Annotated in this window: 20 protein-coding genes and 1 pseudogene; 9 read left to right on the top strand and 12 right to left on the bottom strand. The window is 70.6% G+C overall.

Annotated elements, in window-relative coordinates; all coding sequences use genetic code 11:
* Nucleotides 1-19 precede the first annotated feature (19 nt).
* The 6 genes from ASF28_RS18320 to ASF28_RS18295 all read right to left on the bottom strand — a co-directional run bounded on the left by ASF28_RS18320 (nucleotide 20) and on the right by ASF28_RS18295 (nucleotide 8,087).
* On the bottom strand, nucleotides 20-1,000 hold the full coding sequence (locus ASF28_RS18320; RefSeq protein ID WP_056096053.1) for a lipid A biosynthesis lauroyl acyltransferase: 981 nt from the start codon (nucleotides 998-1,000) through the stop codon (nucleotides 20-22).
* A gap of 121 nt (nucleotides 1,001-1,121) precedes the next feature.
* Nucleotides 1,122-2,144 (bottom strand): zinc-binding dehydrogenase, encoded by a 1,023-nt coding sequence (locus ASF28_RS18315; protein ID WP_056096050.1) that lies wholly within the window; start codon nucleotides 2,142-2,144, stop codon nucleotides 1,122-1,124.
* A 17-nt stretch (nucleotides 2,145-2,161) separates the two neighbouring features.
* Entirely contained in the window at nucleotides 2,162-3,709 is a 1,548-nt protein-coding gene (gene ppx, locus ASF28_RS18310) for an exopolyphosphatase (RefSeq protein ID WP_056096047.1), read from the bottom strand.
* A 34-nt stretch (nucleotides 3,710-3,743) separates the two neighbouring features.
* Nucleotides 3,744-6,158 (bottom strand): RNA degradosome polyphosphate kinase, encoded by a 2,415-nt coding sequence (locus ASF28_RS18305; protein WP_147708753.1) that lies wholly within the window; start codon nucleotides 6,156-6,158, stop codon nucleotides 3,744-3,746.
* 112 nt (nucleotides 6,159-6,270) lie between these two features.
* The gene (locus tag ASF28_RS18300; protein WP_056096418.1) at nucleotides 6,271-6,990 is read right to left on the bottom strand and encodes a DnaA/Hda family protein; all 720 of its coding nucleotides are present in this window, start codon (nucleotides 6,988-6,990) and stop codon (nucleotides 6,271-6,273) included.
* Nucleotides 6,991-6,995: 5 nt separating this feature from the next.
* Nucleotides 6,996-8,087, bottom strand: coding sequence for an AI-2E family transporter (locus ASF28_RS18295; RefSeq protein WP_056096043.1), 1,092 nt, complete (start codon nucleotides 8,085-8,087; stop codon nucleotides 6,996-6,998).
* 369 nt (nucleotides 8,088-8,456) lie between these two features.
* Between ASF28_RS18295 and ASF28_RS18290 the strand changes: the two genes are divergently transcribed.
* The 3 genes from ASF28_RS18290 (at nucleotide 8,457) to purN (ending at nucleotide 12,104) form a co-directional block, all read left to right on the top strand.
* Nucleotides 8,457-10,208 carry a methyl-accepting chemotaxis protein gene (locus ASF28_RS18290; RefSeq protein WP_056096415.1) on the top strand — a complete coding sequence of 584 codons (1,752 nt, stop codon included), beginning with the start codon at nucleotides 8,457-8,459 and terminating at the stop codon, nucleotides 10,206-10,208.
* A gap of 155 nt (nucleotides 10,209-10,363) precedes the next feature.
* Entirely contained in the window at nucleotides 10,364-11,428 is a 1,065-nt protein-coding gene (purM, locus tag ASF28_RS18285; protein ID WP_056096041.1) for a phosphoribosylformylglycinamidine cyclo-ligase, read from the top strand.
* Nucleotides 11,429-11,441: 13 nt separating this feature from the next.
* Nucleotides 11,442-12,104 carry a phosphoribosylglycinamide formyltransferase gene (purN, locus tag ASF28_RS18280; RefSeq protein WP_200912696.1) on the top strand — a complete coding sequence of 221 codons (663 nt, stop codon included), beginning with the start codon at nucleotides 11,442-11,444 and terminating at the stop codon, nucleotides 12,102-12,104.
* A gap of 65 nt (nucleotides 12,105-12,169) precedes the next feature.
* On the opposite strand, the gene ASF28_RS18275 is transcribed toward purN, so the two are convergent.
* Together ASF28_RS18275 and ndk are read right to left on the bottom strand one after the other, a co-directional pair.
* Nucleotides 12,170-12,547: a hypothetical protein gene (locus tag ASF28_RS18275; RefSeq protein ID WP_056096036.1), complete on the bottom strand. Its 378-nt coding sequence runs from the start codon at nucleotides 12,545-12,547 to the stop codon at nucleotides 12,170-12,172.
* Nucleotides 12,548-12,709: 162 nt separating this feature from the next.
* Entirely contained in the window at nucleotides 12,710-13,132 is a 423-nt protein-coding gene (gene ndk, locus ASF28_RS18270; protein ID WP_056096033.1) for a nucleoside-diphosphate kinase, read from the bottom strand.
* Nucleotides 13,133-13,334: 202 nt separating this feature from the next.
* Here ndk and ASF28_RS18265 point away from each other — a divergent pair, with 202 nt between their 5' ends.
* Nucleotides 13,335-13,913: a DUF2147 domain-containing protein gene (locus tag ASF28_RS18265; protein WP_056096030.1), complete on the top strand. Its 579-nt coding sequence runs from the start codon at nucleotides 13,335-13,337 to the stop codon at nucleotides 13,911-13,913.
* 29 nt (nucleotides 13,914-13,942) lie between these two features.
* Here the strand turns inward: ASF28_RS18265 and ASF28_RS18260 are convergent, their stop codons facing one another.
* Nucleotides 13,943-14,578 (bottom strand): glutathione S-transferase N-terminal domain-containing protein, encoded by a 636-nt coding sequence (locus tag ASF28_RS18260; RefSeq protein WP_056096411.1) that lies wholly within the window; start codon nucleotides 14,576-14,578, stop codon nucleotides 13,943-13,945.
* Between the two features lie 218 nt (nucleotides 14,579-14,796).
* Between ASF28_RS18260 and ASF28_RS18255 the strand changes: the two genes are divergently transcribed.
* The 5 genes from ASF28_RS18255 to ASF28_RS18235 all read left to right on the top strand — a co-directional run bounded on the left by ASF28_RS18255 (nucleotide 14,797) and on the right by ASF28_RS18235 (nucleotide 18,794).
* A complete protein-coding gene (locus ASF28_RS18255) occupies nucleotides 14,797-15,045 on the top strand; it encodes a hypothetical protein (protein ID WP_056096028.1) in 249 nt (82 codons plus the stop codon).
* A gap of 122 nt (nucleotides 15,046-15,167) precedes the next feature.
* Nucleotides 15,168-15,581 carry a DUF4345 domain-containing protein gene (locus ASF28_RS18250; RefSeq protein ID WP_056096026.1) on the top strand — a complete coding sequence of 138 codons (414 nt, stop codon included), beginning with the start codon at nucleotides 15,168-15,170 and terminating at the stop codon, nucleotides 15,579-15,581.
* Nucleotides 15,578-17,596, top strand: a complete 2,019-nt coding sequence (locus ASF28_RS18245; protein WP_056096024.1) for an FUSC family protein — start codon at nucleotides 15,578-15,580, stop codon at nucleotides 17,594-17,596. The genes ASF28_RS18250 and ASF28_RS18245 overlap by 4 nt, the downstream gene beginning before the upstream one ends.
* On the top strand, nucleotides 17,596-17,790 hold the full coding sequence (locus tag ASF28_RS18240) for a DUF1656 domain-containing protein (RefSeq protein WP_056096020.1): 195 nt from the start codon (nucleotides 17,596-17,598) through the stop codon (nucleotides 17,788-17,790). Before ASF28_RS18245 ends, ASF28_RS18240 begins: the two co-directional genes overlap by 1 nt.
* Nucleotides 17,791-17,792: 2 nt before the next feature.
* Complete coding sequence (locus tag ASF28_RS18235) at nucleotides 17,793-18,794, top strand: efflux RND transporter periplasmic adaptor subunit (protein ID WP_056096017.1); 1,002 nt, start codon at nucleotides 17,793-17,795, stop codon at nucleotides 18,792-18,794.
* 412 nt (nucleotides 18,795-19,206) lie between these two features.
* On the opposite strand, the pseudogene ASF28_RS23760 reads toward ASF28_RS18235, so the two are convergent.
* The 3 genes and pseudogenes from ASF28_RS23760 to ASF28_RS18225 form a co-directional block, all read right to left on the bottom strand.
* Nucleotides 19,207-19,419: pseudogene (locus ASF28_RS23760) on the bottom strand (GNAT family N-acetyltransferase); the annotation flags it as partial.
* 282 nt (nucleotides 19,420-19,701) lie between these two features.
* Nucleotides 19,702-21,174: an Asp-tRNA(Asn)/Glu-tRNA(Gln) amidotransferase subunit GatB gene (gene gatB, locus ASF28_RS18230; protein WP_056096014.1), complete on the bottom strand. Its 1,473-nt coding sequence runs from the start codon at nucleotides 21,172-21,174 to the stop codon at nucleotides 19,702-19,704.
* A gap of 68 nt (nucleotides 21,175-21,242) precedes the next feature.
* Nucleotides 21,243-21,542 (bottom strand): hypothetical protein, encoded by a 300-nt coding sequence (locus tag ASF28_RS18225; protein ID WP_056096012.1) that lies wholly within the window; start codon nucleotides 21,540-21,542, stop codon nucleotides 21,243-21,245.

Raw genomic sequence — 21,542 nt, 5'->3', positions numbered from 1 at the left:
GAGCCCTTCGAACCCCGGATCAGGTGACGGGCGACGCCGTCTGGGTGGCGGGCGCGGCCGGCGCCTTGGGCTTCGGCAGCATGGCCGGGCGCCAGCGCCGATGCATCCACAGCCACTGGCCGGGATTCTCGCGAATCCAGTCTTCGACCACGCGGGTCATGGCCTGCATGGCGCCCTGGACGTCGATCTCGCCCTTGCCGTCGCGCGGCAGGTCGAGGGGCGGGGTCAGTTCGAGGGCGAAGCGCGCGCCCTCCCGCCGCACCACCCGGACCCCGTGGACCGGGCAGTCGTAGTGCCGGGCGAGCTTGCCGAGCAGCGGGTTGACGAGGACGGGACGGCCGAAGAACTCGACCACGACGCCCCGGGTGAAATGCTGGTCGATGAGCTGGCCGAGATGGCCGCCGCGCTCCACCACGCCCTGCATGGCGAAGACCGCACCCTGCCCGGCCGCCGCGAGGCCGCCCATGGTCTGGCGGCGCACCTCCTGCACCAGGCGGGCGGAGGCGGCGTCGTTGGGCGGACGGAAGATCGCCGTGGCGTCGAGGCCGTAGCGGGCGGCGCAGATCGCCGGCAATTCCCAGTTGGCGAGGTGCGCCGAGAAGATCAGCCCCGGCTTCCCGTCGTCGCGCAGATCGGCGAAATGACTTTCCCCCGAGACCTGCATGCGCTGGCTCGACGGATCGGTCTCCTCGCTATCGAACAGGGTGTGCAGGTGGGCGTATTCCGCGCCGGTGCGGCCGAGATTGTCCCAGGCTTGCGCCGCCAGCGCCCGCCTTGCGGCCGGATCGAGGTCCGGGAACGCGGCGGCGAGGTTGGCCATGGCCGTGCGGTGGGCGGGCAGGAACGGGCCGATGGTCCGGACCACGCGCCCGCCGATCCGGCTCGCCCGGTCGGTCCCGAGCCGGCGCGCCAGCCAGAACAGGGTCCGGATCAGGGGGATCATCGCCAGTCCGGCAAGGCGCGGCAGGTGACGTTTCAGGACCAGGGCAAGGCGGAGCAAGGCGATTTCCGTGCGGGGGAGCGTTCCGGACGACGCCCCACCCGCCCCGCTTAGATCATTTCTTCGCGGGGGTGCACCCGGTCTGCGCCCGCCGGCGGAGCGGCCCCGGCGGGACCCGGCGTCACAGGGTGACGAGAATCTTGCCGAACACCTTGCGCGATTCGAGGCGCTCCAGCCCTTTCGCGAAGTCGGCGAGGGGCAGGACCGTATCGACGACGGGGGTGAGGCCCCCGGCCATCTTGTCGAGGGACTGGCGGATATTGGCGAGCGAGCAGCCGAACGAGCCGGTGATGCGGTACTGCTGCTGGAACAGCTGCATCAGGTTCATGGTGGTCGACACGCCCGAGGTCGAGCCGCAGGTGACGAGGCGGCCGCCGCGCTTGAGGCACAGGAGCGAGCCGTTCCAGGTGTCGGGGCCGACATGCTCGAACACCACGTCGACGCCCTTGCGCTTCGTCAGCCGGCGGACCTCGCCCTCGAAGCGCTCGTCGCGGTAGTTGATGACGTGGTCGGCGCCGAGCGCCCTGGCCTTCTCGCCCTTGGCGTCGTCGCCCACGGTGGTGAACACCGTGCAGCCGATGGCTTTCGCCATCTTGATCGCCGCCGTGCCGATGCCGGACCCGCCGGCATGGACCAGGATGCTCTCGCCGGGTTCGAGCTTCGCATTGTCGAACAGCATGTGCTGCACGGTGCCGAAGGCGATGGGCGCGCAGGCCGCGTCCGTGAAGCTCACGCCCTCCGGCACCCGGACCACGAGGCGGGCCGGCATGGTGACGACCTCGCGGGCGAAGCCGTCGATGTGGAACCCCATCACCCCGGCGACGTCCTCGCAGAGGTTGTCGCGACCCTCGCGACAGGCCTTGCACCGGCCGCAGGTTTGGGCGCCGTAGAGCGCCACGCGGTCGCCCTCGGCCAGGCCCTCGACGCCCTCGCCGACGCAGACGATCTCGCCGGAGGCTTCGGCGCCCACGGTGAGGGGCAGCTTGCGCTTGGCGAAGGCCATGCCGCGAAAGCCCCAGACGTCGATGTAGTTGAGGCCGACCGCCCGCACGCGGACCCGGACCTCGCCGGGGCCGGGGGGGGCTGGGGCCTCGATCTCGCTCACGCGCAGGTCGCGGTCGCCGAAGAGTTGGAGGGCTTGCATCTCGTCTCGATCCGGAATCAGGCGATGGCGATGCGGCCGTCGAGGCCGATGACGCGGCCGACCCCGCGCACGCGGTTGAGGATGCGGTCGCCCGCCAGGGTCTCGCGGTCCGCCGGCAGGGTCAGGGTGACGCGTCCGTCCGCGGCGGTGACGGGCAGGCCGCCGAGGGTGCCTTCCGTGCCGGCCGTGAGCGGGAAGGCGAGGCGCAGGAGGGCGCCGAGCAGCCGGGCCCGGTCGAACAGGCGGGGACCGGCCAGACTGCGCAGCATCGGGCTCGCCTTTTCGGGCGCGACGCCCTCGTGGCGGAAATACACGGCCAGCGCGAGGTAGGCCCGACCGGGATGGTCGATGCCGACGAAGGCGGCGTGGGTGATAACGTTGACGCTCTGCTCGCCGCGGTAATCGGGGTGCGCCCGCCATCCGATATCCGAGAGCAGGCAGGCGGCGTGGCGCAGGCGGCGCTCGTCCGCCGTCTCGGGGGCGTCGAGGGTCCCGATGAAGCGGTCGGTCCAGGCGATGAGGTCGGTGGCGTGGCCCGGCGAGCGGGCGCGCAGGACGTTGAGTTCCGCCGCCGCCGCCAGCAGGGGGTCGGCCAGGCGCGCATCGCGGTCGAGCTGCTCGTAGAGCAGGCCTTCGCGCACGCCGGAGGCCGAGATCGCGAGTTCGCGCGGACGCCCGACCTTGAGGATCTCCTCCAGCACCACGGCGCCGTAGGCCAGCAGGGGCCGGCGGGCCTCGGAGACGCTCTCGACATCCTGCAGCAGGGCCGCGTCCGTGCGCTCCACCACTTCGAGGAAGCTGAGCTCGTCCGAGGGCTCGACGCTGTAGCCGTGCATGACGTGGAGCGGATAGCCGCGCGCGGCCTGGTGGAGGCGGGCCAGCGCCCGCCAGGTGCCGCCGACCGCATAGAAGCTGCGCCCGCGCAGGGTCTCGAGCTGGGGCGCGGCCTTCTTCAGGTGCTCGCGGACGATCTTGATGGCCTTCTTGGGTGAGTTACCCGAGAGGTCCTGGAGGGCGAGGCCCCCGAGCGGCATGGTCACGCCCATGCCGACGGTGGCGCCGCGCACGTCCACGAGTTCCAGCGAACCGCCGCCGAGATCCCCGACCACGCCGTCCGGCGCGTGGAAGCCCGAGATGACGCCGAGCGCCGACAACTCGGCCTCGCGCCGGCCCGACAGCAACTCGATGGGATGGCCGCAGGCGGCCTCGGCCGCCGCGAGGAACTCGGGGCCGTTCCCGGCGTCGCGCGCGGCGGCGGTGGCCAGCACGAAGACCCGGGCGACCCGCATGGTCTCGCACAGCACCCGGAAGCGCGCGAGGGCGATGAGGGCCCGCCGGACCGCCTCCTCGTTGAGGCGCCCCGTGGTGAGGACGTTGCGGCCCAGCCCGCACAGCACCTTCTCGTTGTAGAGGGGCGTCGGCGCCCGGGTCAGCCCGTCATAGGCGACGAGCCGCACGGAATTGGAGCCGATGTCGATGATGGCCACGGGCGCGCGGCTGATCCGGGAGGGCGACTCGGCGGTTCCGGATTCAGCAGCGGGTGGGCCGGCATGGCGGAGGCCCATGCGTGTTCCTTCTGCGTGTTCCTTCGGCGGGGCGTCAGCCGCGCTGGGCACGGCGACTCAGGGCGCGCGGACTCGATTTCTTCGACGACTTGCCGCGCCCGGACAGGCTCGGATTCGTCATGAAATACTTGTGGGCGTTGAACGGCTCCTCGCCCTCGGCCGGCTGGATCCGCTCGCTCGCGCCCGATGCCAGTACACGCCAGCTCTGGCGGTTGTCGAGGAGGTTAGCCAGCATGATCTGATCCAGCACCTGCTGATGCACCGTCGCGTTGGTGATGGGCAGGAGGGCCTCGACCCGGCGGTCGAGGTTGCGGCTCATGAGGTCGGCCGACGAGATGTAGACCGTGGCCTTGGGGTGGGGCAGGCCGACGCCGTTGCCGAAGCAGTAGATGCGCCCGTGCTCCAGGAAGCGGCCGACGATGGATTTCACCCGGATCGTCTCCGACAGGCCGGGGATGCCGGGCCGGAGGCAGCAGATGCCGCGCACCACGCAGTCGATCTGCACGCCGGCGGCACTCGCGTCGTACAGGGCGTCGATGATCTGCTGGTCGACGAGGGAGTTGCACTTGATCCAGATCGCCGCCGGGCGCCCGGCCTTGGCGTGGGCGATTTCCTGCTCGATGTTCTCCAGGAGGCGGGGCTTCAGGGTCAGGGGCGAGACCGCCATGCGCTCCAGGCCGGCGGGCTCGGCGTAGCCGGTGATGTAGTTGAAGATCCGCGACACGTCGCGGGCCACCACCGGGTCGGCGGTGAAGAACGACAGGTCGGTGTAGATGCGCGCCGTGATCGGGTGATAGTTGCCGGTGCCGACGTGGCAGTAGCTCACGAGCTTGTCGCCCTCGCGCCGGACCACCATCGACAGCTTGGCGTGGGTCTTCAGCTCGACGAAGCCGAACACCACCTGCGCGCCGGCCTTCTCGAGGTTGCGCGCCCAGCGGATGTTGGCCTCCTCGTCGAAACGGGCCTTGAGTTCGACCAGCGCCGTGACCGACTTGCCGAGCTCGGCGGCTTCCGCCAGGGCCGCCACGATGGGCGAGTTCGAGGAGGTGCGGTAGAGGGTCTGCTTGATCGCCACGACGTTGGGATCGCGGGCGGCCTGGGCCAGGAACTGCACCACCGCGTCGAACGATTCGTAGGGGTGGTGGACGGTGAAGTCCTTCTGCCGGATGGCGGCGAACACGTCGCCGCCGCTCTCGCGGATGCGCTCGGGGAAGCGCGGGTTGTAGGCCTTGAACTTGAGTTCCGGCCGGTCGATCCCGACGATCTGCGACAGCTCGTTGAGGGCCAGCATGCCCTCGATGAGGAACACCGCGTCGGGGCCGATCTCGAGCTCGTCGGCGACGAACGCCCGCAGGTCCTCCGACATGCCGGCCTCGACCTCGAGGCGGATGACGATGCCGCGGCGGCGCTGCTTCAGGGCCGATTCGAAATGCAGGACGAGATCCTCGGCCTCTTCCTCGATCTCGAGGTCGGAATCGCGGATCACCCGGAACGCGCCGTGGCCGCGCAGGGAGTAGCCCGGGAACAGGCGCCCGGTGAACAGGACGATGACCTGCTCGATGGCGATGAAGCGCGCCGTGGCATCCCCCTCGGCATCGGGCAGGCGCACGAAGCGGTCGACGAGGGCCGGCAGGCGGATCAGGGCGCGCAGCACCCGGCCGTCGCGGGGGCGCATGAGCATCAGGGCGATGGTCGAGCCGAGATTCGGGATGAACGGGAACGGGTGCGCGGGATCGATGGCGAGGGGCGTCAGCACCGGGAAGACGTGGCTGAGGAAATACTCCTCCAGCCAGGCCTTGTGCTCCGGGGCGAGGCCGGCGGGCTCGACGAGCTCGATGCCGGCGCCGAGGAGTTCGCCTCGCAATTCGCGCCAGCGCTGCTGCTGGTCGAGGGCGAGGCGCGACACGTCCGTGCCGACGCGGGCGAGCTGCTCGGCCGGGCTCAGGCCGTCCTGCGACGGCGCCACGAGGCCGGAGCGGACCTGATCGTGCAGGCCGGCCACGCGCACCATGAAGAATTCGTCGAGGTTGTTGGCCGAGATCGAGAGGAAGCGCAGCTGCTCCAGCAGGGGGTGGTTGGGATTGGACGCCTCCTCCAGCACCCGGCGGTTGAACTGGAGCCAGGACAGCTCGCGGTTGACGAAGCGCTCGGGCGAGTGGCGCAGGGCGAGGCCGGCCTCGCGGACGGTGTCGCGGACATCCGCCTCGGCGGGGAGATCGGGACCGGAATCCGGCAGGAGCGCCTCCGCCGGAGGCAGGTCGACGTCGGGCCCGGCCTCGGCGGCCAGCGCCGCGGGCGCGTCCGGGCCTGACACGGGCTTCTCGCCGGGCACGGGCTTGTCCTGCGCGGCGCGTTTCGGGGCGGACCGCGCGGCCCGGGGACGGGCCGGCGCACGGGTGGCCTCGGCCTCGGCGGGTCCGGTCTCCGGTGCGGTCGCGTCCGATTCCATGTCCGCCAAGTGGGTGTCTCCTGAAAGCTGAGGGGCGGCTTCCTAGCATGCGGGAAGGCGCGATTCTTGACAGTTCGATGACAGTCTTCCGCGCGCGGCCGGATCGACGCTCCTAGTCGGCGTCGTCGGCCTCGTCATCCGTCGCATCGAGGCCGAGGCGGGCGAGAACCGCCAGGGCCAGGGGCCGGGTGATGCGCCGGCCGCGCCCGAGGGCGTCGCGGTCGAGCTCGGTCACCACCTGCCGGGCGAGGCCGAACGAGCGGTCGATGCGCAGGGCCAGGGCCTCGACCACGGCGAGATCGACCACGAGCTGGCGGTCCACGAACAGCTTGACGAGGACGGCGCGCAGGAGCGCGTCGTCGGGGGGAAGGATGGTGGCGCCGGGCGCCAGGCGCAGGCGCGAGCGCAGGTCCGCCGTGGCGAGGCCCATGGCCTCCACCGGCTGGGCCGCCGTGACGAGGACGGGGCTGCCATGCTCGCGGGCGAGGTTGAGGAGGTGGAACAGGGCCGCCTCGTCGCGGCCCTCGGCCCGGTCGATGTCCTCGATGACGAGGGCGCCGTTAGAGACGAGGTGGGGCACCGCCGCCGCCCGGACCTCGGCGACGGCGGCGGTCCAGGCATGGGCCCGCGTCGCCCAGATCGAGGCGAGGTGGCTCTTGCCGCTGCCGGGCGGCCCGGTGAGGACGCAGACGGTGTCGGGCCAGTTCGGCCAGGCCTCCACCAGACCGTAGGCGGCCGCGTTGGCCGGGCCGACCAGGAAATCCTCCCGCCCGTAGCGGGGGTCGGCGGGCAGGTCGAAGGCGAGTTGTTTCGGCGGCGCGTTCTCGCGGATGGCCATCAGGTCTCACGGTTGGGGAGCAGCACCGGGGAGCCCGCGTGATAGAGCGGGCTCTGCAGGTAGCGGCCGAGGGCGAAGCGCACCACGACGCCGATGGAGGCGGCCACGGGCACGGCCAGCAGCAGGCCGAGGAAGCCGAACAGCGACCCGAAGGCCAGGAGCGCGAACATGAGCCAGACCGGGTGGAGGCCCACCGATTCGCCCACGAGCTTCGGCGAGATGATGTTGCCCTCCAGGAACTGGCCGACCACGAACACCCCGATGGTGAGCCCGATATGGAGCCAGTCGGATTCGGGCCAGAACTGCGCCAGGGCGACGCCGACGGAGAGCAGGAAGCCCGTGAGCGTGCCGACATACGGGATGAAGGTGAGGAACCCGGCGATGAGGCCGATGAGCACGCCGAAATTCAGCCCGATGGCGAACAGGCCCACGGCGTAGAAGCTGCCGAGGATCAAGCAGACCAGGGTCTGGCCGCGCACAAAGCCGGTGATGGCCCCGTTGATCTCGCGGCCGAGGCGGCGCACCACGGGGCGGTGCCGCGGCGGCACCCAGCTGTCCAGGGCCGCGATCATCCGGTCCCAGTCGACGAGCAGGTAGAACGCCACCACGGGCGTCACCACGAGAAGCGAGGCGATGGAGATCAGCGCCTGGCTGCCCGACCACAGGGATTTCAGGAACGCCAGGAACCACGTGCCACCCTGCCCCACCAGGGTGCCGACGGAGGATTGCAGGTCGGTCAGCACGTCCGCGCCGCCCACGCGCTGCAAGAGCGGGCCGGCCCGCTCCGTCAGGATTCCCTGCAGCCGGGCGACCATGCCGGGCAGGGTGGCGACCAGCGCGGCGATCTGGTTGGCGGCGAGCGGCACGACGATGAGGAGCGCCACCACGAGGGCGACTACGAACATCGCCAGGATCAGGAGCGAGGCCGAGAGCCGCCCGAGGCCGAGGCGCTCCAGCCGGTCGGCGAGGGGATCGAGGAGGTAGGCCAGCGCGAGCCCCGCCACGAAGGGTAGCATCACGTCGGCCAGCAGGTAGAGCAGCAGGACGACCCCGCCGAGCGCCAGACACCCGATCACCGCCCTGCCGCGCATCGGCCGTCCTCCCCCGCACACGCCGCCCGTGCGCTCCCGAGAGTGGGAAGCCGGGGCGGTGCGGTCAAGGCTCGGCGTCGGTCCCGTGCTCCGCTCGCGCCGATGACGACCGGACCTCGCTGCGTCCGGCGGGCGCCGACCGCCGCGTCCGCGCATCCATCAACTACAGTCCGGGAAAAACACTGTGGATTTCTCGAGCACCCGCGACGGCCACTTGGTCAAAGGGCCACTGTCTCAAGTCCGGAGGCGAAATGAGACTCATTCCCCGACACTAGGCCGGATAATTAACCGCCCTGCCGCAGAACCCTCCCGGGAGATGGAGACCGATCAATGCGTTTGTCGAGTAAGTTCGTCGGATTGGTCGCGGCGATGCTGATCTCTAGCCTGCTCCTGGCCGGGTCGATCATCCTCTATGGGCGATCCGTCGCTCAGGTCAGTGCGACGCACGAGACGCGTCAGAAATCGATCCTCCTCGCCGACGAAATTCGGCAGAGCTCGGACGACCTCACCCGTCTCGGCCGCACCTACGTCGTGACCGGGAAGGCGGCCTACGAACGGCAGTACCAGAGCATCCTCGACATCCGCTCCGGCCGCGCGCCGCGCCCGGAGGAGTATCATCGCATCTACTGGGACTTCGTCGCGGCCGGCGTGGCGAAGCCGCGCCCGGACGGCGAGACCGTATCGATGCCCGACCTCATGAAGCGCCTCGGCTTCTCCCAGCGGGAATACGACATGCTGGCCGAATCTGTCCGCAACTCGGACGGCCTGGTCCAGCTCGAGGTCGAGGCGATGAATCTCGTCGAGGGCAAGGACAGCACGGGTCAGCCCCTGGCACAGCCGGATGGGGTCCGGGACCGCAACCGGGCGATCGACCTCGTCCATTCCGACGCCTATCACGCCTTCAAGGCGCAGATCATGAAGCCCCTCGACGGGTTCTACGGGCTGATGCAGGCGCGCACCGATGCGGCCGTCGCGACGGACGAGGCCCGGGCGCACCTCTACTTCACCGTCGTGGTCGCCGCGCTGACGGCCACCGTCGCGAGCTTCCTGGCGCTCGGCTGGTTCGCCTACGAGGCCCTGGTCCGCGGCTACGGTGCGGTCGGCGAGGCCATGGGCCGGATCGCCCGGGGCGATTACGCCGCGGCGGTGCCGGGCCGGGGACGCCGCGACGAGGTCGGCGACCTCGCCCGCGGCCTCGAAGCCTTTAAGGCCAACCTCGCCCGGGACGTGTCGGAACGCCACGCCGAGGAAACCCGGGTGCGCGAGGCCACCCGCCGGGGCCACACCGAGACCCTGGCGCAATCCTTCGAGGCGACGTTCAGCGGCATCGTCCGGGCCGTGGCGACGTCCGTGGGCGAGTTACAGGACACCGCGCTGACGATGTCGCGGATGGCCGGCGACACCGCCGACCGCTCGGGCGCCGTGATCCGGGCCGCGGAGGAGGCGTCCGCCAACGTCGCCGCCGTGGCGGCGGCGGCGGAGCAGCTCAGCGCCTCGGTGTCGGAGGTCGGCCGTCAGGTCGACAATTCGGCGGCCCTGACGCAGGCGAGCGCGACGGAGGCCGGACGCACCGCCGGCTTGGTGCAGAATCTGAGTCAGGCGGCGACCCGGGTCGGCGACGTGGTGGCGATGATCAACGGCATCGCCGGTCAGACCAACCTGCTCGCCCTCAACGCCACCATCGAGGCCGCGCGGGCCGGCGAGGCGGGACGCGGCTTCGCCGTGGTCGCGGCCGAGGTCAAGGAACTCGCGAACCAGACCGCCAGGGCCACCGAAGAGATCGCTTCGCAGATCGGGAGCATCCAGGCGGTGACCGGTGAGGCGGTGACGGCGATCGGCGCCATCGCCGGGCGCATCGGCGACCTGAGCGGGATCTCGCACGCGATCGCGGCCGCGGTGGAGGAGCAGGGGGCCGCGACCCGGGAGATCGTCCGCAACATCCACCAGACCGCCGTCGGCACCGGCGAGGTCACGTCCCATATCGGCGGCGTCGCCGAAGCGGCGCACAAGGCCGGCGGCGAAGCCGGGCGGGTGCTCTCCGTCGCCACCTCCGTCTCCCACGACGCCGACCACCTCGACGCCGCGGTCAACCGCTTCCTGGCGCAGCTCCGGGCCGCCTGACGACGGGGACCGGACGAGTCCGGGTCGACCGCCCCTCGAACGGCGGCGTCGGGGCGATGCCCCCGGTGTCGGATGCCGGAGTCGTTCGCAACCCCTCGCCGAGACCGCCCCGACCCGCTAGAGCAGGCCGAACGGGACGTTGAGACGAGGTGCCGATGACGGCCGAACACAAGGGAATGACCTACGCGGAGGCCGGCGTCGACATCGACGCCGGCAACGCCATGGTCGAGACGATCAAGCCGCTGGTGCGGGCCACGCGCCGGCCGGGGGCGGATGCCGAGATCGGCGGGTTCGGCGGCCTGTTCGACCTCAAGGCGGCGGGGTTCCGCGATCCGATCCTGGTGGCGGCCAATGACGGCGTCGGCACCAAGGTGAAGATCGCCATCGAGACGAACCGCCACGACACCATCGGCATCGATCTCGTCGCCATGTGCGTCAACGACATCATCGTCCAGGGCGCCGAGCCGCTGTTCTTCCTCGATTACTACGCCACCGCCAAGCTGGTGCCGGGCGTCGGCACCGATATCGTGCGCGGCATCGCGGCGGGCTGCCGGCTGGCCGGCTGCGCCCTCATCGGCGGCGAGACCGCCGAGATGCCGGGCCTCTACGACGGCGCCGACTACGATCTCGCCGGCTTCAGCGTGGGGGCGGCGGAGCGCGGCACCCTGCTGCCGCGCGGCAACATCGTGCCGGGCGACGTGGTCCTCGGCCTGCCCTCCTCCGGGGTCCATTCCAACGGCTTCTCGCTGGTGCGCCGCATCGTCGAGAAGAGCGGCCTGTCCTACGACGACCCGGCCCCGTTCGAGCCGATCCGGACCCTCGGCGAAGCCCTCCTCGAGCCGACCCGCATCTACGTGAAGCCCCTGCTCGCCGCCCTGAAATCCACGGACGGGATCAAGGCGCTGGCGCACATCACCGGTGGGGGCTTTCCCGACAACCTGCCCCGCGTGCTGCCCGACGGGGTCGGCATCGCCATCGACCTCGACGCGATCATGCCCCCGCCGGTGTTCGGCTGGCTCGCCGAGATCGGCGAGGTCGCCGAATCCGAGATGCTGCGCACCTTCAACTGCGGCATCGGCATGGTGGTGGTGGTGGCGCCCGACAGCGTCGGCGCCGTCTCGAAGGCGCTGGATCTCGGCGGCGCCTCGCCCGTGCGCCTCGGCCGGATCACCGCGCGCGGCCCCGAGCCCGTGACGTTCGAAGGCCGGCTCACGTTTTGACAGTGCCGTGCTGATGTCGATTTCGAAAAAAACCCGGGTCGCGATCCTGATTTCGGGACGCGGCTCGAACATGGCCTCGCTCATCGCGGCGGCTACGGCGGCCGACTATCCCGCCGAGATCGTGCTGGTCGCTTCCAACCGGCCCGACGCCGGGGGCCTCGCCACGGCGGCGGCGGCCGGCATCCCGACCCGCGCCCTCGACCACAAGGCCTATCCGAGCCGGGCGGCCTTCGACGGGGCGCTCCACGCCGAACTCGTCGCCGCCGATATCGACCTCGTGTGCCTGGCCGGCTTCATGCGGATCTTCTCCGCCGGCTTCGTCGAGGCCTGGGCCGGGCGGATGATCAACATCCATCCGTCCCTGCTGCCCCTGTTCAAGGGCGTGCACACCCACGAGCAGGCGCTCGCCGCCGGGGTGCGCCTGCACGGCTGCACGGTGCATTACGTGGTGCCGGAACTCGATGCCGGGCCCATCGTCGCCCAGGCCGCCGTGCCGGTCCTGCCCGGCGACGATGCCGACGCCCTGGCCGCCCGCATCCTGGTGGAGGAGCACCGGCTCTACCCGGCGGCCCTGGCGCTCATCGCCTCGGGCCATGCGCGCCTCGACGGCGACCGGGTGGTTTTCTCGGACACCGTGCGCCGGGCGGACGGCGCCCTGCTCAGTCTTCGGGAATAGAAGCCTCGGACGAAGGGCGGACCTGCAAGGGCGGACCTGCACGGCGGGTCCGCCCTGCGGCGGGATCAGGCCGGGCGCGGCAGCTGGCAGCTGTCGAGGGCCGAGAGCGCCTTGGCGCGGGCCGAATCGTTGAAGTAGCCGGTGGTGCGGTAGGCGGCGAGCTCGCCCTGATCGAGGCTCGCCAGGGTGCGCTGGGCGTAGCAGCCGCACGGACGGGCGAGCGAGACCTCGGAGACGTTCTGGAGCCTGGCCTGGGTCACGGCGCAGGCGTGGCGCACGCGGCCGGTGAGGTTGTTCGCCGAGGCGGTCTTCAGGGCCGGATCGGGGGTGTAGCCGGCGAGCTCGGCCGTCGGGCCGGCCTTGTTGGCATTGCAGGCGGCGAGCGCGGCGAGGAGGCCGGCGGCGAGCAGAAGCCGGCCGGTGCGCGGAGCGAGGAGGCGCATGGTGTGACGGGTCCGTGAAAGCGATTCGGGAAACGACCCGGTTTCACGGAGCCCTCAAGGCCGCGCAAGGGCAGCGCAGCCACAGCGTGGCGGCAAATACCGCCACGCGCCGCCGGCCCGAGGGACCGGCCCAAGGGAGGAGGCGACGCGCGGCGAAGCGACTCAGCCGACGATGTCGGAATCCTGGAAGAACTGCGCGATCTCGAGCTTGGCGTTCTCGGCGCTGTCGGACCCGTGGACGGTGTTCTCGCCCACCGACTCGGAGAAGGTCTTGCGGATGGTGCCCTCGTCGGCATTGGCCGGGTTGGTGGCGCCCATGACCTCACGGTAGCGGGCGATGGCGTTCTCGCCCTCGAGGACCTGCACGACCACGGGACCGGAGATCATGAAATCGACGAGCTCGCCGAAGAACGGGCGCTCCTTGTGGACCTCGTAGAACTTCTCGGCCTGGGCACGGCTCATCTGGATGCGGCGCTGGCCGACGATGCGCAGGCCCGCCTTCTCGATCACGGCATTGACCGCGCCGGTCAGGTTCCGCTTCGTCGCGTCGGGCTTGAGGATGGAGAAGGTGCGCTCGGTGGCCATGAATGCGTCCGGTTCTGATTCTGGGGCCGAGACTGAGGCCCCGGCGCCGGGCTTATAGCGGGGGTGCCCCCGCCCCTCAACCCGAGGGCAAAAACACCTTGGCCATGGCTTGAGCGCAACAGTGCCGGAAATTCGCCCGATTGCGCGGGCTTTCTGGGGTCAACGACACCACCCCCTGCCGCCGTTCGACGGAGACCAGCCCATGCGCGTCGCCCTGACTGCCGCCTTCCTCCTTTCCGGCCTCACCGCCATCCAGGTCGCGCCGGCCCTCGCCGCGCCGGCCCAGGACCCCTCGGGTACCTGGCTCACGGGCGACGGCCGCGCCAAGGTCCGCATCGACCGCTGCGGCCCGGCGGGCGCCAACATCTGCGGCAAGGTGGTCTGGCTGAAGTCGCCCAACACCGAGGACGGCACCCCGCGCACGGACATCAAGAACCCCGATCCGAAGAAGCGCGGCCGGCCGGCGCTGGGCCTCACCCTCCTCGACAACCTCAAGCCCGAGGAAGCGAAGTTCTCCGGCGAGATCTACAATGCCGACGAGGGCAAGCTGTACCAGGTCAGCCTGGAGCGCGAGAGCGCCGCGGAACTGTCGGTCTCCGGCTGCCTCCTGAAGATCCTGTGCGGCTCGCAGACCTGGACCCGGGTGCCGGACGTGAACCAGCAGGCCGCCAACGCCGCTGGCGAGACGGCCGCCCCGGCCCCGAAGCCCGCCGCGAAGGCGGCTCTCAAGCCGGCCGCCAAAGCCGCGCCGGCGGACAAGGCCGCGCCGGCGGAGCAGTAAGCCCCGCGGGGAGGGCCCGAGCCCTCCCCTCAGATCGCCGCGAATCCGCGCTGCACGCCCGGACGCGCCAGCATCCGGGCGATCCAGGCCCGCACGTCGGGCAGGTCGGCGAGATCGACGCCCTGCTTCTCGTGGTACTTCGCCCACGGCAGGATCGCGATGTCGGCGATGGAGAGCTCGCCCGCCACGTAGTCCCGGCCGGCGAGCTGGCGATCGAGGACGCCGTAGAGGCGCTGGGCCTCCGTGGTGAACCGCTCGATGGCGTAGGGAATCTTCTCCTGCGCGTAGATGCGGAAATGGTGGGTCTGGCCGAGCATCGGGCCGAAGCCCGCCACCTGCCACATCAGCCACTCCTCGACCGTCACCCGCGCGCGCTCGTCGGCGGGGAGGAAGCACCCGGTCTTGCGGCTGAGATACTGCAGGATCGCCCCCGATTCGAAGATGGTGATCGGTTGGCCGTCCGGCCCGTCTGGATCGACGATGGCCGGGATCTTGTTGTTCGGCGAGATCGCGAGGAAGTCCGGCGCCATCTGGTCGCCCCGGCCGATGTTCACCGGCACCACCCGGTAGGGCAGGCCGCACTCCTCCAGCATGATCGGGATCTTCCAGCCGTTGGGCGTGCTCCAGGTGTGGACGTCGATGGGTTTTCCCGGAGCGTGTGCCATGCGGATCATCCCGGCCAAGGTTGAGCAGCCTTCATGTGCCGGATCAAACCGGAACGCCAGCCGATGGTTGCGGGAAGCGGGCCCGCGGTGGATCGCGGCCCCGCCGCCCCGGAAAAGGCTTGTCCCGTGAAGAGGGCTCTTGCCGAACCCTGTGGTTGTGGGTGTGATGCGTCCCGCCCGCCGCGCGACGGGCAAGTCCGCAATCGAGGGTTGTCACGATGCCGTTCCGTTCCATCCTGGTCGCCTGCCTCGCCGCTCCGCTGCTGCTGGCCCAACCGGTTCTCGCCAAGGAGCCGGATGCCACCGCCAAGGAGCCGAGCGTGAGCCAGAGCGCGGCGCGCCAGCGCCAGAAGACCTGCGGCGCGGAATGGCGCGCGCTCTCCGTGGCCGACAAGGCCGCCAAGGGTCCGAAATGGCCGCAATACTTCAGCAAATGCGTGAAGCGGCTCAAGGAGCAGAAGGCCTGACGGCGCGTCCGGGGCTGGAACGCTTGAGCGCCTGCCCTGGTTTGCCGTCGGGCGGGTGAGCGAAGCGGAACGCCGCCATCCCGTAGGGATCGAACGGCGTTCGCGAGGGACGGAACGGGACGATGCGGGAGCGACAGGCGTTGCAGCGGGTGGTGGCGGCCGTCGCCCTCGTGCCCGTCGTGTCGGGCCTCTACGGCGTCCTGTTCGGTCTCGGGAGTGCGGGCGGCCTCGTCGATGTCTCCGCCGACAGCCATTACCGCTACCTGTCGGGCCTGCACATGGGCATCGGCATCCTGTTCTGGACCTGCGTGCCGGGGATCGAGGCCAAGACCGGCTTGGTCCGGTTCCTCACCCTGGTGGTGGGGCTGGGCGGCCTCGCCCGGCTCCTCGGCCTGGCGCTGACCGGCCTGCCTTCGCTTACCATGATGGCGGCGCTGGCCGTGGAACTCCTCGTCACGCCGCTCCTGTGCCTGTGGCAGGCTCGGGTCGCCGGACGCGCCCCGGACGCGGCGACGGCCGGATCGCGCCCCGCATGAGCGAGGCGGCGCCGGGTGCGCCCTCCCTCCTCGACCGCAGCCTCGCCTTCGCCGACCGGGTGGTGCCGCCACCCTCCGCCTGGGCTTTCGCCCTGCGGATCTGGCTCGCCATGGTGCTGGCCCTCTACGCCGCGTTCTGGCTCCAGCTCTCGGGCGCCTCCTCGGCCATGGTCTGCGTGGCGATCCTGGCCCAGCCCAAGCGCGGGCAGGCCCTGTCGAAGGCCCTCTACCGCTTCGTCGGGACCATCGTCGGCGCCGTGGTGGCCATCGTGCTCATCGCCCTGTTCGCGCAGGACCGGGTGCTGCTGCTGGTGTCGTGCGCGACGTGGCTGATGCTGTGCGTCTTCACCGCCCACTTCCTGCAGGACACCCGGGCCTACGGGGCGATGCTCTCGGGCTACACCGTGGCGATCATCGCCATCGCGCATATCGATGCGCCGCAGGCGGTGTTCGACGCAGCCGTGGACCGGGTGGCGGCGATCACCATCGGCATCGTCGCCATCACCTTCATCAACGATGCCCTCGCCTCCCCCAGCACGTGGCGCGCCCTGCGGGGCACCCTCGACGGCGCCGTCGCGGCGACCCGGACCTTCGCCCGCGACACCCTCGCGGCGGGCGATCCCGGATCGGAGCGCGCGAGCGCCCTCATCCGCCGCATCGCCGCCATGCGGGGCGATGCCAGCGCCATCGCGGGCGAGCTCGACGACGGTCCCAACCGCGCCGCCGGGGCCCGCAGCACCATCGCGGCCCTCTACGCCATGGCGGCCTCCGCCCGCGCTTTCACGGCCGCCGCCGATCGGCTCGCGAGCCCCGGCCCGGCCGTGGCGGAGGCCCGCGCCCTCTGCCTCGCCCTCACCCGCGACGGTTCGCGGGACTCGGCCGTCCAGGCGGCCGAGCGCCTGCGTGATGGTCTCGCGGACACCGTCGGGCGCGGTGCCGATCTCGGCGAGATCCTGGCCCTGCAGCGCGCCGTTGATTTCGCCCGGAACGCCGTCTTCGCGCAGGACGGGGTCGAGGCGCTCACCACCGGCGACCGCCCCCTGCGCGACGTGCCCCTGCCGACCCACCGCGATTTTCCCGTGGCCCTGCGGGGCGCGGCGCGGGTGGGCATCGCCTTCGGGACGACGGCCCTCTTCCTCATCTTCGCGGGCTGGCCGGCCACCTCCTTCGCCCTGGTCCAGGTGGCCGCCACCTGCGCGTTGTCCTCCATCACGCCGGACCCGAAGGCGTTCGCCCGGGGCGTGCTCATCGGCATGCCCCTGGCCGCCCTCTGCGCCGGCATCGTGCTGTTCGGGCTGCTCGCCGGGGTGCAGGGGTTTCCCCTGCTCGCCATCGCCATCGCGCCCGTGGTGTTCACGGCCTGCTTCCTCAGCCTCAATCCGCCGACCTTCGGCGTCGGCTTCATCCTGCTGGTGTTCTTCCCCGTCCTGTTGTCGCCCGCCAACCCGCAGACCTACGACCCGCAGACCTTCTTCGCCAACGCCCTGCTGGTGGTGATGGCGGCCCTCATCCTGTTCGTCACCGTGCGGGTGGTGCTGCCGATCTCGGCTTCCCGGCACCGGGCCTTCGCCCTCGATTCGGCGCGGCGCGCCCTCATCGAGGCGCTGGCCGGCGCGGGCGGTGACGCCACCACCCGCACCAGCCTCAACAGCGACCGCCTGCTCCAGTTCTCGCAGTGGAGCTCGCGGAGCGGCGCCGTGCGGGCGGCGAGCCTCGACCGGGCCTTCGACCTCGCCCGGATGGAGGCGGCGGCCGCCCGCGCCCACGCGCAGCTGCGCGACCTCGCAGGCGACCCGGCCCTGGCGCGCGCCGCCGAGGCGGCCCGGGACGGGATCAGGGCCGTCGACGGGCGGGCCATCGCGGCGTCCGCGCGCGGTCTGCTGGCCGCCGGCCCGCAGGCCGACCGGCCGACGCGCCTCGCCATCGCCCGGGCGGCGAGCGATCTCGCCACCCTCGCCAACGTCGCCGCCACGCAGGGACGGTTCCTGCGCCGCCTCGGACTGAAAGCCGCCTGATGCGTCAAGACCTCGATTTCGGCGGCGTCCTCGTCTCGCCCTTCGTCGCCTACGCCGCCGGCGCCCTCGCGATCCTGATGCTCCTGCGCGTCGCCTTCAACCGCCTCCGCTTCAGCCGCTACGTCGCCAATCCGCCGCTCGCGGAGGCCAGCCTCTACGTCTGCATCCTCGCCCTCCTGATCGTGTTCCTCTGACGATGTCCGACGAATCCCAAGATGCCGACCGAAAGGCGCAGCCGGCCAAGGCTCCCAAGAAGGTCCGCCGGCCACGGCGGTTCCTGCGCGTCCTCGCCACCGGGTTGATCCTGGCCTGCGCCTTCGTGGCGGCGGCCCTGGTCTGGCAGTTCTACGTCACCGCGCCCTGGACCCGCGACGGCCGGGTGCGCGTGCAGGTGGCCAGCGTCGCCCCCCAGGTCTCGGGCCAGATCGTGGAGCTGAGGGTCACCGACAACCAGGCGGTGCGGAAGGGCGACGTGCTCTACGTCATCGACCCGTTCGACTTCGACGTCGCCATCGCGTCGGCCGAAGCCGAGATGGACAACCGCGAGGCCGACCTCCAGGTCAAGCGCACCCAGGCCGCGCGGCGCGAGGCGCTCACCACCCTCTCGACCTCCGTCGAGGAGAAGCAGCAATTCGCCGGCACCGCCAAGATCGCCGAGGCCGCCCTCGCCTCGGCCAAGGCGCAGCTGTCCCAGGCCAAGATCAACCGCACCCGCACGGAGGTGCGCGCGCCCGTGAACGGCCGGGTCACCAACCTGCTCCTGCGGGTCGGCGACTACGCCACCACCGGCACCGTGAACATCGCGGTGATCGACACGGACTCGTTCTGGATCGACGGCTACTTCGAGGAGACGAAGATGGCCCATATCCATGTGGGCGACCCCGTCTCGGCCGAGCTTTTGGGCTACGATCCCCTCATCCGGGGCCGGGTCGAGAGCATCACCCTCGGCATCAGCATCGCCAACGCGGCGCCGAGCACGCAGGGGCTGCCCAGCGTCGATCCCGTCTACACCTGGGTGCGCCTCGCCCAGCGCGTGCCCGTGCGGGTGCGCATCGAGCGCGTGCCCGAGGGCGTGACCCTGGTGGCCGGCATGACCGCCACGGTCTCCGTGGGCGAGGCCGGCGACCACCGGCGCAAGTGGTGGACGGCCCTGCGTCAGCGCTTCTCGGGCTGGGCGGCACCGGCGCCGAGCCCGTGATGTCCGCGGTGCGGACCGGCACCAAGACACTGATCGGTAACGACGTTTCGCGGTCGCCGTCCATCGCGGCGGAAGACTTTCGATGGAGCCGGCAAATAGGGGGTTGACGCTTTCCCCCGGCAGTCGCAGTCTGTCGTTGTGCTTCGCAAGGCAAGCACAGACAAAGCAACGAGGTGACCAGCAGCGGCGTTTACGTTCGATTGCGGCCAACCGAATCGCGGGAGACGAGCATGACTCCACCCCAGCAGCACGCTGCGGCGACGATCCGAGCCTAATTCGATCCGGACCCGAGCAGCGAAGACGCGAATCACGGGACGGAAGCGGTCACCGGGGCGCAGAAGCGGCCTTCACGGCACGACTTCGAACACGCGAAAAGCCCCACCTCGACTGCTTCCGCCGCCGGTTGCTTTGTTCAACTTTGGCGGCTGAGAGCAAGAACCATCAAGACTGCGTCGTAGAATCCATTGTTGACCTTCAGGGCGCGTGGCTCCAGGCCGTACGGCATAAATCCGGCTGCCGCATAGCGCCGGATGGCCCCATGATTGGCGGCGGCGACGGACAGACCGACATCCTCAACACATTCGGCCGCATGGGCGAGCACGTCTGCAAGCAGCGCCGAGCCAAGGCCAGCGCCGCGCGGCGTCCGGCCTCAACGAACAGACCCAAGAGCGTGCCCCTGTGTCGGAGCTGGGGCGCCTCGAACACGTAGAGTCCGGCGATCCCGACAGTTCGTCCTTCGGCGCCAAGCGCCGAACACGGCTTGCCCGTCCAGGGGCGCAGAGAACCGCGCGAGCGGCTGCCCGGTCCACCTCCCACGACCCACCGAACGCCGCCGGGTGCCGAGCGAGGCCATCCAGGCGCAGGGCCCGGAACGCCGCCACGTCATCCTTCTTGGCGGTAGATACCCCTACTCGATCCCGAGCTTGGCCTTCAGCAGGGCGTTCACCGCCGCCGGGTTGGCCTTGCCGCCCGTGGCCTTCATGGTCTGGCCGACGAACCAGCCGAGCAGGGTCGGCTTTTCCTTGGCCTGGGTCACCTTGTCGGGGTTCTTCGCGATGATGGCGTCGATGGCCGCCTCGATGGCGCCGGTGTCGGTCACCTGCTTCATGCCGCGGGATTCGACGAGCGCGCGCGGATCGCCGCCCTCGGACCAGACGATTTCGAACAGGTCCTTGGCGATCTTGCCGGAGATCACGCCCTCGCCGATGAGGTCGACCACGGCGCCGAGCTGATCGGCCGAGACCGGGCTGGTCTCGATGTCCCGGCCCTCCTTGTTGAGGCGGCCGAACAGCTCGTTGATCACCCAGTTCGCCGCGGCCTTGCCGTCACGGCCCTTGGCCACCGCCTCGTAATAGTCGGCCGACGACCGCTCGGCGATGAGCACGCCGGCATCGTAGGGGCTCAGACCGTAGGACTCGATGAAGCGCGCCTTCTTGGCGTCGGGCAGTTCGGGCAGGCCCTCGGCGAGGCGATCCACGTAAGCCTGATCGAATTCGAGGGGCAGCAGATCGGGGTCGGGGAAGTAGCGGTAATCGTGCGCCTCTTCCTTGGAGCGCATGGAGCGGGTCTCGCCCTTGCCCGGATCGAACAGGCGGGTCTCCTGCGAGATGGTGCCGCCATCCTCGATGATCGCGATCTGGCGCCGCGCCTCGACCTCGATGGCCTGGCCGATAAAGCGGATCGAGTTGACGTTCTTGATCTCGCAGCGGGTGCCGAGGGGGTCGCCGGGCAGGCGCACGGAGACGTTGACGTCGGCCCGGAGCGAGCCCTTCTCCATGTCGCCGTCGCAGGTGCCGAGATAGCGCAGGATGGTGCGCAGCTTGGTCACGTAGGCGCGCGCCTCCTCCGACGAGCGCAGATCCGGCCGCGAGACGATCTCCATCAGGGCGACGCCCGAGCGGTTGAGGTCGACGAAGCTCTGGGTCGGGTTCTGGTCGTGCAGGGATTTGCCCGCGTCCTGCTCCAGGTGCAGCCGCTCGACGCCCACGGTGATCGTCTCCCCGTCGGGCAGGTCGACCAGCACCGTGCCCTCGCCGACGATGGGGTCCTTGAACTGGGAGATCTGGTAGCCCTGCGGCAGGTCCGGGTAGAAGTAGTTCTTTCTGTCGAACACTGAGCGGTGGTTGATCTGGGCCTTGAGTCCGAGGCCCGTGCGCACGGCCTGGGCGACGCATTCCTCGTTGATGACGGGGAGCATGCCCGGCATGGCGGCGTCCACGAGGGAGACGTGGTCATTGGGCTCGGCCCCGAATTCGGTGGAGGCGCCGGAGAACAGCTTGGAGCGGCTCGTGACCTGGGCATGGATCTCCATGCCGATCACGACCTCCCAGTCGTGCAGGCCGCCCTTGATGAGCTTTTTTGGGTTCACGGAGGCGGTCATGATGGCCCAGGTTCAGCGTTGCGGAGCGCGGGTGAGCGCCGGAAGAGTGAAAGTGCCGGCCGGCGCGGTCAAGCGCGCAGGCGATAGAGCTGGTGCGCCAGGAAGCCCAGGGTGCCCCACAGGAATCCGGCGATCCAGCGGATCGGGAAGAAGGTCGGTCCGTCGTGGCTCACCGGCGCCGGCCAGGGGATGCCGATGGCCGTGACACCCCACGACACCAGCACCGAGACCGAGAAGGCCATCAGCGACACGAGGATGACCTTCACGAACTGATCCGACTTCCAGCCCATGACCAGCGCGATGGCGATCAGAACGGGATCGAACGCGGCCCAGATCCAGTCGTTGAAGACATAAACCGGGACGGTCAT

The sequence above is a fragment of the Methylobacterium sp. Leaf99 genome, assembly GCF_001422375.1.
Lineage (GTDB): Bacteria > Pseudomonadota > Alphaproteobacteria > Rhizobiales > Beijerinckiaceae > Methylobacterium.
The sequence above is the reverse complement of the archived record's forward strand: the minus strand, read 5'-3'. Positions and strand labels throughout refer to the sequence as shown.

Coding starts and splice junctions, on each gene's coding strand:
- ASF28_RS18225 (WP_056096012.1), bottom strand. CDS start 21,542: ATGACCGTCCCGGTTTATGTCTTCAACGACTGGATCTGGGCCGCGTTC.
- ASF28_RS18250 (WP_056096026.1), top strand. CDS start 15,168: ATGCGGGAGCGACAGGCGTTGCAGCGGGTGGTGGCGGCCGTCGCCCTC.
- ASF28_RS18255 (WP_056096028.1), top strand. CDS start 14,797: ATGCCGTTCCGTTCCATCCTGGTCGCCTGCCTCGCCGCTCCGCTGCTG.
- ndk (WP_056096033.1), bottom strand. CDS start 13,132: ATGGCCACCGAGCGCACCTTCTCCATCCTCAAGCCCGACGCGACGAAG.
- ASF28_RS18260 (WP_056096411.1), bottom strand. CDS start 14,578: ATGGCACACGCTCCGGGAAAACCCATCGACGTCCACACCTGGAGCACG.
- ASF28_RS18295 (WP_056096043.1), bottom strand. CDS start 8,087: ATGCGCGGCAGGGCGGTGATCGGGTGTCTGGCGCTCGGCGGGGTCGTC.
- ASF28_RS18245 (WP_056096024.1), top strand. CDS start 15,578: ATGAGCGAGGCGGCGCCGGGTGCGCCCTCCCTCCTCGACCGCAGCCTC.
- ASF28_RS18265 (WP_056096030.1), top strand. CDS start 13,335: ATGCGCGTCGCCCTGACTGCCGCCTTCCTCCTTTCCGGCCTCACCGCC.
- ASF28_RS18290 (WP_056096415.1), top strand. CDS start 8,457: ATGCTGATCTCTAGCCTGCTCCTGGCCGGGTCGATCATCCTCTATGGG.
- ASF28_RS18240 (WP_056096020.1), top strand. CDS start 17,596: ATGCGTCAAGACCTCGATTTCGGCGGCGTCCTCGTCTCGCCCTTCGTC.
- ASF28_RS18315 (WP_056096050.1), bottom strand. CDS start 2,144: ATGCAAGCCCTCCAACTCTTCGGCGACCGCGACCTGCGCGTGAGCGAG.
- purM (WP_056096041.1), top strand. CDS start 10,364: ATGACGGCCGAACACAAGGGAATGACCTACGCGGAGGCCGGCGTCGAC.
- ASF28_RS18275 (WP_056096036.1), bottom strand. CDS start 12,547: ATGCGCCTCCTCGCTCCGCGCACCGGCCGGCTTCTGCTCGCCGCCGGC.
- ASF28_RS18305 (WP_147708753.1), bottom strand. CDS start 6,158: ATGGAATCGGACGCGACCGCACCGGAGACCGGACCCGCCGAGGCCGAG.
- purN (WP_200912696.1), top strand. CDS start 11,442: ATGTCGATTTCGAAAAAAACCCGGGTCGCGATCCTGATTTCGGGACGC.
- gatB (WP_056096014.1), bottom strand. CDS start 21,174: ATGACCGCCTCCGTGAACCCAAAAAAGCTCATCAAGGGCGGCCTGCAC.
- ppx (WP_056096047.1), bottom strand. CDS start 3,709: ATGGGCCTCCGCCATGCCGGCCCACCCGCTGCTGAATCCGGAACCGCC.
- ASF28_RS18235 (WP_056096017.1), top strand. CDS start 17,793: ATGTCCGACGAATCCCAAGATGCCGACCGAAAGGCGCAGCCGGCCAAG.